A 9,862-nucleotide genomic window follows, 5' to 3' on the forward strand; every position below is an offset into this window, starting at 1 on the left:
GAGATTCAGACCGGACTCCCAGTCCCTTCCGAAACATGGAGACATCAATGAAGATTCGTTTCGCACTTCCCGCCTTCGCCGCGGCGGCCGTGCTCGCACTCACCGGTTGCGTGAACAACGCCGAGTCCGAGGGAGGCGCGGGATCCGGCGACGCCGCTCCGGCGACCGAGATCACGGCCGACGACGCCGCGGTCGCGCTGCTGCCCCAGGAGCTCAAGGACTCGGGCGAACTGCGCATCGGCACCGACGCGGAGTACCCGCCGAACGAGTACAAGGACGCCGACGGCAACCCGGTCGGCTGGGGCGTCACGCTCGCCGAGGCGATCGCCGCGAAGCTCGGGCTCGAGCCGAAGTGGGAGATCCTCGGCTTCGACAGCATCATCCCCCGCATCCAGGAGGGCGCGCTCGACATGGGCTCCTCGTCCTTCACCGACAACGTCGAGCGCCAGCAGTCGGTCGACTTCGTCGACTTCCTGAACGCGGGCACGCAGTGGGCCGCCGCCAGCGGGTCCGACGTCGACCCCGACGACGCCTGCGGGCTGACGGTCGCCGTGCAGGCGACCACGGTGCAGGACACCGATGAGCTGCCGGCGAAGTCGAAGGCCTGCACCGACGCCGGCAAGGAGGCCATCGAGATCCTGCGCTTCGACGGTCAGCCCGAGGTCACGCAGGCCGTGGTCGACGGCCGCGCCGACGCATTCTCGGCCGACCTCCCCGTCACCGGCGACGCGGTCGCGAAGCTGGGCGATCAGCTCGAGACCGTGGGCGACGTGTTCGACGCCGCCCCGTACGGCTTCGCGACGCAGAAGGACGGCGAGACCACGAAGGCCGTGCAGGCGGCGCTGCAGTCGCTCATCGACGACGGCACGTACCTCGACATCCTCACCGAGGCGGGCATCGAGGACGGCGCGGTCGAGCAGGCCGAGATCAACGCCGGCACGGAGTAGTCGCGCACATCATGACGCATACGCACTCCTCGGGTGCGGGGCCGGACGCCTCGCACCCGGAGTCGGCGCCGATCGAGGCGATCCGGCTCCGCCACCCCTGGCGCACCGTGTTCGCCGTGGTGCTTCTGCTCCTCGTCGCACTCTTCATCTACGACGCCGCCTTCAACCGCCCGGTGTTCAACTGGGGCGAGGTCGGCAAGTACCTCTTCGACGTGCGCATCGTCTCCGGCGCGGGCTACGCGCTGCAGCTCACCGTCTACTCGATGATCATCGCCGTGGTGCTCGGCGTCGCGATCGCGGTGATGCGCCAGTCGCCGAACCCCGTCGTGAAGTCGATCGCCTGGGTCTTCCTGTGGCTCTTCCGCGGCACGCCGGTCTACGTGCAGCTCGTCTTCTGGGGCCTGGTGCCCACGATCTACAAGTCGATCAGTCTGGGCGTGCCCTTCACCGAGGCCGCCTTCACCCTCAACACCAAGGACCTGCTGAGCTACTTCACGCTCGCCGTCATCGGCCTGGCCCTCAACGAGGCCGCGTACATGGCGGAGATCGTGCGGGCGGGTCTCCTGTCGGTCGACAAGGGGCAGAACGAGGCGGCCACCGCGCTCGGGCTCGGCTGGTGGCACACGATGAGCCGCGTGATCCTGCCCCAGGCGATGCGCGTCATCATCCCGCCCACAGGCAACGAGGTCATCTCGATGCTGAAGACGACCTCGCTCGTCACGGCGGTGCCCTTCACGCTCGACCTCTACGGCCGCGCGCGCGACATCTCGGCGGTGACGTACCAGCCGGTGCCGATGCTGATCGTGGCGTCCATCTGGTACCTGGCCGTCACCTCGATCCTCATGGTCGGCCAGTACTTCCTCGAACGGCACTTCGCGCGCGGCGTGCTCCAGCGGCCCGACGTCATGAAGCCGACGGTCGAGACCCAGTCGGTGGGCGTCGTCGGCGTGGAGGATCCGGCGCACCCGACCTACCCCGGTGCCGGCGGCGGCGAGAGCATCGTGCCACCGCACCATCGACCCGGAGGGGGAGGCGCATGAACGTCCACGCGACCGATACGCCCATGGTGCGGGCGGAGGGCGTCTCCAAGGCCTTCGGCTCGAACCTCGTGCTCAAGTCGATCTCGCTCGAGGTGCAGCGCGGCGAGGTGCTCTGCCTCGTCGGCCCCTCGGGCTCGGGCAAATCGACCTTCCTGCGGTGCATCAACCACCTCGAGACCGTCAACGCCGGCCGGCTCTCCGTCGACGGCGAGCTCGTCGGCTACCGTCAGAAGGGCGACAAGCTCTACGAGATGCATCCGCGCGAGGCCGCGGAGCAGCGCCGCGACATCGGCATGGTGTTCCAGCGGTTCAACCTCTTCCCGCACATGACCGCGCTCGAGAACGTGATGGTCGCCCCGACGCTGCTGAAGAAGGGCGACAAGGCGAAGCTGAAGTCGCGCGCGATGGAGCTGCTCGCCCGCGTCGGCCTGGCCGAGCGGCACGACTACTACCCGGCGCACCTCTCCGGCGGGCAGCAGCAGCGCGTCGCGATCGCGCGTGCGCTCGCCATGGAGCCGAAGCTGATGCTGTTCGACGAGCCGACCTCGGCGCTCGACCCCGAGCTCGTGGGCGAGGTGCTCGACGTGATGAAGGGGCTCGCCGAGAGCGGCATGACGATGATCGTGGTGACGCACGAGATGGGCTTCGCGCGCGAGGTCGCCGACAAGCTCGTCTTCATGGACGGCGGCGTCGTCGTGGAATCGGGGGACCCGGCAGAGGTGCTGTCGAACCCGCAGCGCGAGCGCACCAAGGCCTTCCTGTCGAAGGTGCTGTGAACGTCTGAACCTCTCCGCCACGACGGCGGAGGATCGTGGCGAGGGCCCGAGCGGGCTCTCGCCACGTGTGCAATACCCGGCGGTGCGGGGTGCGAACCCGGTGCGGCCGGAGTCAATGAGGACTGAGAGAAAGGCAACGATGGTTACGAAACGGTCATCAACGGCCATGATCGGTGCGGGGGCACTGGTCGCGGCGTTGTTCGCGGGGGCGATGCCCACCGCGGCGACTGCGGCACCGGGCGACGCGCCCACCCCCATCACCTACGAGATCTCCGACCGCGTGCAGGGGCCGGCGAGCTACCCGGTGCAGACCCCGCTCCCCGAGTCGCCGGATGACGCGAACGATCAGTCGCTCGTCCGCGGCGCCGTGCCCTACGCGGAGGTGGCGCGCACGGTGAACGGTCTGATGGCCGAGAGCGACCGCGTGTCGGCCCAGGTGGTGGGCAGCTCCGTGCAGGGGCGCGACATCCAGCTCGTCACGGTCACCGCCCCCGAGACGGCGGAGCAGACCGCGCAGCAGCGCGCCTGGAAGGAGCGCATCAAGCAGGATCCGGCGGGCGCCGCCGCCGACACCGCCCTCACCGAGGGCTACAAGGTGCCGATCTGGTTCAACGGCAACATCCACGGCAACGAGTGGGAGGGCGCCGACATCATTCTCGAGTACATCGAGAAGCTCGCCACCTCCGATGATCCGGCGATCGTCGACATGCTCGAGCAGTACCGGTTCTACTTCACGGTGACCAACAACCCCGACGGCCGCGTCAACGGCACGCGCGCCAACGCCGAGGGGTTCGACGCGAACCGCGACATGATCACGGGCGCGACGCCGGAGTCGCGCGTGATCCGCGACCTCGCGGGCGTCATCCAGCCGACCTTCTACGTCGACCTGCACGGCTACACCGACGTGCTGCAGATCGAGCCCTGCGGCCCGCCGCACGGCGAGAACTACGAGTACGACCTCTTCCTGCCGCACGCCTACTCGGCGGCGCTCGCCATCGAGGAGGCCGTGGTCGGCGCGAACATCGAGGGCAACACCTACGCCGACGCCCAGGGCAACGCGACGACGGAGAACACGGGCAAGATCCTGATCCCCTACCGCGACATCCGCTCGGGGTGGGATGACTGGCCCCCGCTGTTCACGCCGCAGTTCCTCGCCTACCAGGGCGCCGTCACCAACACGGTGGAGCTGCCCCTGGGCCGCGGCGGCAACCCCGACCAGGCGGAGCGCGAGCGCCGCACGGGCGTCAACGTCGAGGTCGGCATGGTGACGGTCGAGTCCGCGACCGCCTACTTCGCCGAGAACTCGGGGGCCCTGCTGCAGAACCAGATGGAGATCTTCCGTCGCGGCGACGCGGGCGAGCCCCTCAAGACCATCCCCGCCGATCCGAACCCCGCCGACTACCCGGGCATTCCGCACGAGTGGATCGACGTCTGGGACGAGACGGACGTGTACGGGGCGGAGTTCCCCCGCGCCTACGTGATCCCGGAGAACACGGAGCAGCAGCGCTCCGTGACCGACGCCGCGCGGCTGGTCGACCAGCTGATCGCGAACGGGGTCGAGGTCTCGCGCGCGACCACGCCGCTGACCGTGGGCGACACGACGTACCCGGCCGGAAGCTACGTGGTCGACATGCACCAGCCGCTCCGCGGCATGGCGAACGTGCTGCTCGCCGACGGCTCCGACATCTCGGAACGCGTGCCCGACATGTACGACATGTCGGCGTGGAGCCTCGCACTGCTGTGGGGCGCCGACGTCTTCGCCGTGGGCGCATCGCAGGATGCGTCGCTCGACGGCGTCGGCCTCGAACTCCTCGCCGAGGCGGCGCCGACCGGCGTGCTGCCGGAGGAGGCCGGCTACCTCGAGCTCGAGACGCCGGGCGCGGCCGAGTACCAGGCGATCAACGTGCTGCTCGCGCAGGGCGTCGCCGTCTCGTCGTTCGCCGACGGCTCGGTCATCATCGGGGCCGACGAGGCATCGCGCGCGGCCGCCCAGGCCGTCGCGGAGACGTACGGCGTGCAGTTCACCGCGACCACGGGCGTGCGCCTGCTCACCGAGCCGAGCACGCCGCTCAAGGCGCTGCGCGTCGCCTACTCGGGCGCGCAGGACGACCGGGTGACGCTGAGCCGTCTCGGCTTCACCGATCAGGTGCGCGTCGACGCGGCGTCGCTCACGGCCGATCCGACGCTGCTCGACGGCGTCGACGTGCTGTGGGTCGGCGGCAACCTCGCGTTCACGCCGGCGCAGACCGCCGGATCCGATGCCGTGGCAGCCTTCATCGCCGCCGGCAACGGCGTCGCGGGCCGGGGCACCGCCGTCGCGAACTTCGCGAACGCCTTCGGGCTGACCCAGGTCACCGCGAAGACGGGGACCAGCGGCTCCAACGGCATCGTCCGTGTGGAGAACGCCGAGGGCGGCCTGCTCTCGACGTACCCGCAGGACACCGCGTTCGTCACGCCCGCGGTGTGGTACACCGCTCTCGGCGAGAACGCCGAGGTCGAGCAGAGCTACGCTGCGGAAAACCTGTTCGTCTCGGGGCACTGGCGCGATGTCGGCAGCAACGGGGCGGCGGGCACCGCGCGCGCCGATGCCGCGGGCCAGGCGTCCGCGGTGTCCGCCGTCGCGGAGTCGGGGAGCGAGCTCGTCATGCTCGGCACCTCGGTGAACTTCCGCACCCACCCCGTGGGCAGCTACCCGTGGATCGCGCGGGCGCTGTTCGAGGTGAATGCGAACCCGGGCACGGCCGTGCCGGTGGAGCTCGGCGAGGAGCACCTCACCGACGACACCCGGGGCGGCGTGCAGGTGCCCGCCGAGATCGAGATCGGCGCGTCGTTCGACGTGACCTTCTCCGATGTCGCGGACGGCACCGAGGTGGCGCTCAGCTACTTCGGCGAGGGCGTTCCCGCCTCGTCGGGCGGAGCCGCCGCGGAGTCGCTCGTCGCGATGGGCACGGTGACCGGCAACACGCTCACGGTCGATGCGCTCCCCGAGGGCATCGAGCCCGGCGAGCTGCGCATCGCCGCGACGCAGGCCGAGGGCACGGTGCTCATCGGCTGGGACGACACGGTCGCCGTGGCGGCCGAGGTTCCCGGCGGCGACCCCGGTGCGAACGCGGCCGGCGCCGCTGACGGCACGGCGGCCGGTGCCGCCGACGGCACCGCGAGCGGGTCGGCCGCGGGCGCGGCCGACGGCACCTCCTCGGCCGCGGGCGGATCGGCCTCGGCCGACGGCGCTGCGGCGAACGGGGGCGCCGATGGGCGTCAGGGCGAGCTCAGCAACACGGGCGGCATGGAGCTCACCGCGGGCATCGCGCTCGCGCTGCTGCTCGCGCTCGGCGGAGGCGCCGTGCTGATGGCGCGTCGCAAGCGTCTCGCATCGGAGAGCGCGCAGGAGACTGCCGCGTAATCGGTTCGCAGGATCAGAGCGGGGGTGGAAGCCGGGCTTCCACCCCCGCTCGTCGTGTTACGCGCCCTCGCCGAGGTCGTTCTTGATCTTGGTCGTCGAGACGCCCTCGGTGCGATCGAGGTAGACGACCTCGCAGTAGTCGCGAAGAATCTCGAAGCGCGGGTCGCCCTCCCAGTCGCCGCCCATCACCACGGTGTCGATCTCGTACTTCTGCACGTCGCGGATCTTCTGATCCCAGGCATCTTCGGGGATCACGAGGTCGACGTAGCGCACCGCCTCGAGCATGTTCTTGCGCGTCTCGAAGTCGTGATACGTCTGCTTGCCCTTGCCGGCGTTGAACGCCTCCGTCGATGCCGCGACGACGAGATAGTCGCCGAGCGCGCGGGCGCGTCGCAGGAGTCGAATGTGGCCCCAGTGCAGCAGGTCGAACGTGCCGTAGGTCAGGATCCGCTTCATCCTCCCAGTGTACGGTTCGCGTCGAGGCGGAATCCGCGACCGCCCCTCCCGGCCCGTTTCAGGCGCCGGGCGCGCGGCGCCGGGCGTCAGGCGACCAGCACCCACACGCCCGCGATCGCCGAGACGATCGCGATGAGCAGGGCGAGGCCGATCAGCACGGCGTGCATCGTGAGGAAGGTGGTGGCGCGCCCCTGCTCGTCGCGCGCACGCGGATCCTTCGAGATGCGCGACCAGAAGCGCGGCCAGACGACCACGTTGTAGAAGGCGTTGACGAGCAGCAGGATTCCGGCGAAGACGACCATCATCTGTTCAGTGTAGATGCGCCCGGGCGCCGCCGCAGCGGTGCGCCCGCGAACCGCGATCACGCCGCGGCGGGCCGGGAGGCGCGCAGGCTCGCGAGGCCGAACGCGAGCTCGCAGACGGCGACGGCGGAGAGCATGAGGAGCACCGCGGGCCACCCCGCCCCGGCCTCGACGAGGAGGCCCGGGGCGAGCGGACCGACCGCGGCGGCGGCGTAGCCGAAGCCCTGGCTGATCGCCGAGAACGCCGCGGTCTGCGCCACGTTCGGGGAGGTGAACACGATGAGCGCGATCGACAGGCCGAAGGCGGCGCTCAGCGCGACGCCGAGGATGGCGACCGCCGCGGGCATCAGCGCGGCCGGGGCGAAGCCGAGACCGACGAGGCCCGTGACCGCGAGGGAGGCCGCGCCGATGATGAGGCCGGCGCGCCAGCGCGGGCGGGAGGCGAGACTGGGGGCGAGGAGCGACGCGGGAAGGCCGGCGATGCTCATCCAGGCGAGCAGGAGCCCCGCTTCCGTCGGGTCTGCGCCCCGGTCGATGGCGATGGTCGGCAGCCATGCGGTGAGCGAGAAGTAGATGAGTGCCTGGCATCCGAAGAACCCGGTGACGGGCCAGAGGCCGCGCGCCCGGAAGACGGACTCGCGCGGGCGGTCCGAGTGGATCGTTCCGGCCCCGTCGCCGCCCTCGATGCGCGGCCCGAACACGAGGGAGAGCGCGCAGGCGATGAGGAGCGGCACGGTCCACGCGGCGAGCGCCGCGCCGACGCGCTCGCCGAGGGCGTGGAAGAGGGGAACGGCGAGCGCGGCGCCGGCCGCGGCGCTGATGCCGAACGAGGTCGTGTAGACGCCGGTCCAGAAGCCGCCCCGCGCGGAGAGCGCGAGTCGGATGATCTGCGGCGCCAGGATCCCGAGCAGTGCGATGGCGGCGCCGACCGCGACGGTGCCGGCGAAGAGCGGGGCGGGGGCCAGCGGGCGCAGCAGGGTCGCGCCTGCGAGCACGGCGAGCAGCACGGCGATCGCCCGCGAGAGGCCGAGGCGTCGCACCAGGGCCGGTGCGAGCGGCGCGGCGAGGCCGAAGAGCAGCACGGGGATCGCGGCGAGCACCGCGATCGCGGTGTGCGGGAGCCGGTAGGCGTCGCCGATCTCGTCGAGCAGGGGCGACACGCTCGTGATCGGGTAGCGCACGCTCAGCCCGACGGCGACGATGAGTACTCCTGCGGCGATCCCGGGTCTGCGGCTACGGCCGCTCATCGAGCAGACGCTCCTGCTCGGCGAGCACGCCGAGTGCTGCGTCGCGCGCGCGCTCGGCGTCGCCGTCGGCGATGGCGCGCAGCAGCGTCTCGTGCTGGTCGGTGGGGTCGGGATCCCCGCCGGCTGCCAGGCACGACGCGTCGGAGATCGACTCCCGCAGGGAGGTGTCGAAGCTCGCGTAGATGTCGGAGAGCAGGCGGTTGCCCGAGGCTGCGGCGATGCCGAGGTGGTACGCGACATCGGCCTCGGTGAACGCCTGCGAGTCGCGCACCCGGACGGCGGCCTGGCGCTGCTCGAGCAGCGCGGTGAGGTGCGCGACGTCCTCCTCCGTGCGCGAGGTCGCCGCCTCCGCCGCGGCGAGGGCGTCGAGGGCGCGCCGCACGCGGATGACCTCTCGGCTGTCGGCGAAGTGGAGGGCGCGCCGCAGCGCGACCTGGGTGGGGTCGGTCGCGATGACATACGTGCCGTCGCCCTGCCGGGTCTCGAGGAGTCCGAGCTGCACGAGAGCGCGCACGCCCTCGCGCACCGAGGGGCGACTGACGCCGAGCACGACGGTGAGCTCGGCCTCCGAGGGGATGCGGGTGCCGAGCACCCATCTGCCCTCGCTGATCTCGCGCTTCAACTCGTCGACCACCGTGTCGACGAGTGAGCGCCGCTGAATTTGTCGCACGTCACCATCCTTGCAGATTCGAGTACTTGTATGGTTATCATATGTCTTACGTTTAACCGGCGCCATCCCGTACCCGTACGGACGCACGAAAGGTTCTCCAATGACGGCGACCCCCGACACCCCGCGACTCCGCACCCCCGGCCTCGTCGACGGCCACATCCACCCAGACAAGACCTCGTGGGGCGGGCCGTGGATGTCGCGGCGCCCCGCGAGCACGCTCGCCGAGCTCATCGAGAACGACCGGGCCGCGCAGTTCTCGTACGCGACCGGGGTCGAGGATCGCGCCCACGCGCTGCTCGCGCACGCGCTCGCCAACGGCACGCTCGCAATGCGGGCCCACGTCGACGTCTCCTCCGAACTCGGCGTCGCGAACGTCGCGGGCGTGCGGGCCGCGGCCGAGCGCCTCCCCGGCCTCACCGTGCAGATCGTCGCGTTCCCCCAGTTCGGGCTGCTCACGAACCCCGGCACCCTCGACGTGATGGCCGCCGCGCTCACCGAGGGAGCCGACCTCGTCGGGGGCATCGACCCGGGCGGCATCGAGGGCGACCTGCACGGGCACCTCGACGCCGTGTTCGGCCTCGCCGATCGGGCGGGCCGCGACATCGACATCCACCTGCACGACGGCGGCGAGGACGGGCTCGCGCAGATTCGCGAGATCGCCCGCCGCACCATCGCGGCGGGGCGGCAGGGGCGCGTCACCATCGGCCACGCCTTCGCCCTCTGCGACACCGGCCTGCCGAGCCTCGGTCAGACCCTCGACCTCGTCGCCGAAGCGGGCATCTGGATCGCCACCTGCGCGCTCGGGCCCGATCCCGTCCCCGACCTCGACCGCTTCGAGCGCCACGGCGTGCGCCTCGTCGCCGGCTCCGACGGCGTGCGCGACTCGTGGAGCCCCTTCGGCACGGGCAGCATGGTCGACCGGGCGCACCTGCTCGCGTACCGCACCGGCGCGATCACCGACGCGGAGCTCGAACGCGCGTTCACCATCGCCTCGACCGCGGGCGGCGCGATGCTCGGCCTC

9 protein-coding genes are annotated in these 9,862 nt (G+C 71.2%); 5 read left to right on the plus strand and 4 right to left on the minus strand.

Features of this window, described 5'->3' with window-relative positions:
* Nucleotides 1-47: 47 nt before the first annotated feature.
* From NS354_RS02110 to NS354_RS02125, 4 genes are all read left to right on the plus strand, one after another.
* Nucleotides 48-947 carry an ABC transporter substrate-binding protein gene (locus NS354_RS02110; RefSeq protein WP_058592954.1) on the plus strand — a complete coding sequence of 300 codons (900 nt, stop codon included), beginning with the start codon at nt 48-50 and terminating at the stop codon, nt 945-947.
* A gap of 11 nt (nt 948-958) precedes the next feature.
* On the plus strand, nt 959-1,987 hold the full coding sequence (locus NS354_RS02115) for an amino acid ABC transporter permease (protein WP_058592955.1): 1,029 nt from the start codon (nt 959-961) through the stop codon (nt 1,985-1,987).
* Entirely contained in the window at nt 1,984-2,763 is a 780-nt protein-coding gene (locus NS354_RS02120) for an amino acid ABC transporter ATP-binding protein (protein WP_029608124.1), read from the plus strand. Before NS354_RS02115 ends, NS354_RS02120 begins: the two co-directional genes overlap by 4 nt.
* Before the next feature lie 139 nt (nt 2,764-2,902).
* Nucleotides 2,903-6,166, plus strand: coding sequence for a M14 family zinc carboxypeptidase (locus tag NS354_RS02125; RefSeq protein ID WP_193750685.1), 3,264 nt, complete (start codon nt 2,903-2,905; stop codon nt 6,164-6,166).
* A gap of 57 nt (nt 6,167-6,223) precedes the next feature.
* Here the strand turns inward: NS354_RS02125 and tagD are convergent, their stop codons facing one another.
* The 4 genes from tagD to NS354_RS02145 all read right to left on the minus strand — a co-directional run bounded on the left by tagD (nt 6,224) and on the right by NS354_RS02145 (nt 8,841).
* A complete protein-coding gene (gene tagD / locus NS354_RS02130) occupies nt 6,224-6,622 on the minus strand; it encodes a glycerol-3-phosphate cytidylyltransferase (RefSeq protein ID WP_058592957.1) in 399 nt (132 codons plus the stop codon).
* Between the two features lie 86 nt (nt 6,623-6,708).
* Entirely contained in the window at nt 6,709-6,924 is a 216-nt protein-coding gene (locus tag NS354_RS02135; RefSeq protein WP_058592975.1) for an SCO4848 family membrane protein, read from the minus strand.
* 59 nt (nt 6,925-6,983) lie between these two features.
* Nucleotides 6,984-8,171, minus strand: a complete 1,188-nt coding sequence (locus NS354_RS02140; protein ID WP_058592958.1) for an MFS transporter — start codon at nt 8,169-8,171, stop codon at nt 6,984-6,986.
* Complete coding sequence (locus NS354_RS02145; protein ID WP_058592959.1) at nt 8,158-8,841, minus strand: FadR/GntR family transcriptional regulator; 684 nt, start codon at nt 8,839-8,841, stop codon at nt 8,158-8,160. Before NS354_RS02145 ends, NS354_RS02140 begins: the two co-directional genes overlap by 14 nt.
* Before the next feature lie 100 nt (nt 8,842-8,941).
* Here NS354_RS02145 and NS354_RS02150 point away from each other — a divergent pair.
* The coding region (locus NS354_RS02150; protein WP_058592960.1) for an amidohydrolase family protein at nt 8,942-9,862 on the plus strand (921 nt) is incomplete at its 3' end.

Origin of the sequence: Leucobacter chromiiresistens (assembly GCF_001477055.1) — a bacterium.
GTDB classification, from domain to species: Bacteria; Actinomycetota; Actinomycetes; order Actinomycetales; family Microbacteriaceae; genus Leucobacter; species Leucobacter chromiiresistens_A.

Coding starts and splice junctions, on each gene's coding strand:
- NS354_RS02110 (WP_058592954.1), top strand. CDS start 48: ATGAAGATTCGTTTCGCACTTCCCGCCTTCGCCGCGGCGGCCGTGCTC.
- NS354_RS02115 (WP_058592955.1), top strand. CDS start 959: ATGACGCATACGCACTCCTCGGGTGCGGGGCCGGACGCCTCGCACCCG.
- NS354_RS02120 (WP_029608124.1), top strand. CDS start 1,984: ATGAACGTCCACGCGACCGATACGCCCATGGTGCGGGCGGAGGGCGTC.
- NS354_RS02125 (WP_193750685.1), top strand. CDS start 2,903: ATGGTTACGAAACGGTCATCAACGGCCATGATCGGTGCGGGGGCACTG.
- tagD (WP_058592957.1), bottom strand. CDS start 6,622: ATGAAGCGGATCCTGACCTACGGCACGTTCGACCTGCTGCACTGGGGC.
- NS354_RS02135 (WP_058592975.1), bottom strand. CDS start 6,924: ATGGTCGTCTTCGCCGGAATCCTGCTGCTCGTCAACGCCTTCTACAAC.
- NS354_RS02140 (WP_058592958.1), bottom strand. CDS start 8,171: ATGAGCGGCCGTAGCCGCAGACCCGGGATCGCCGCAGGAGTACTCATC.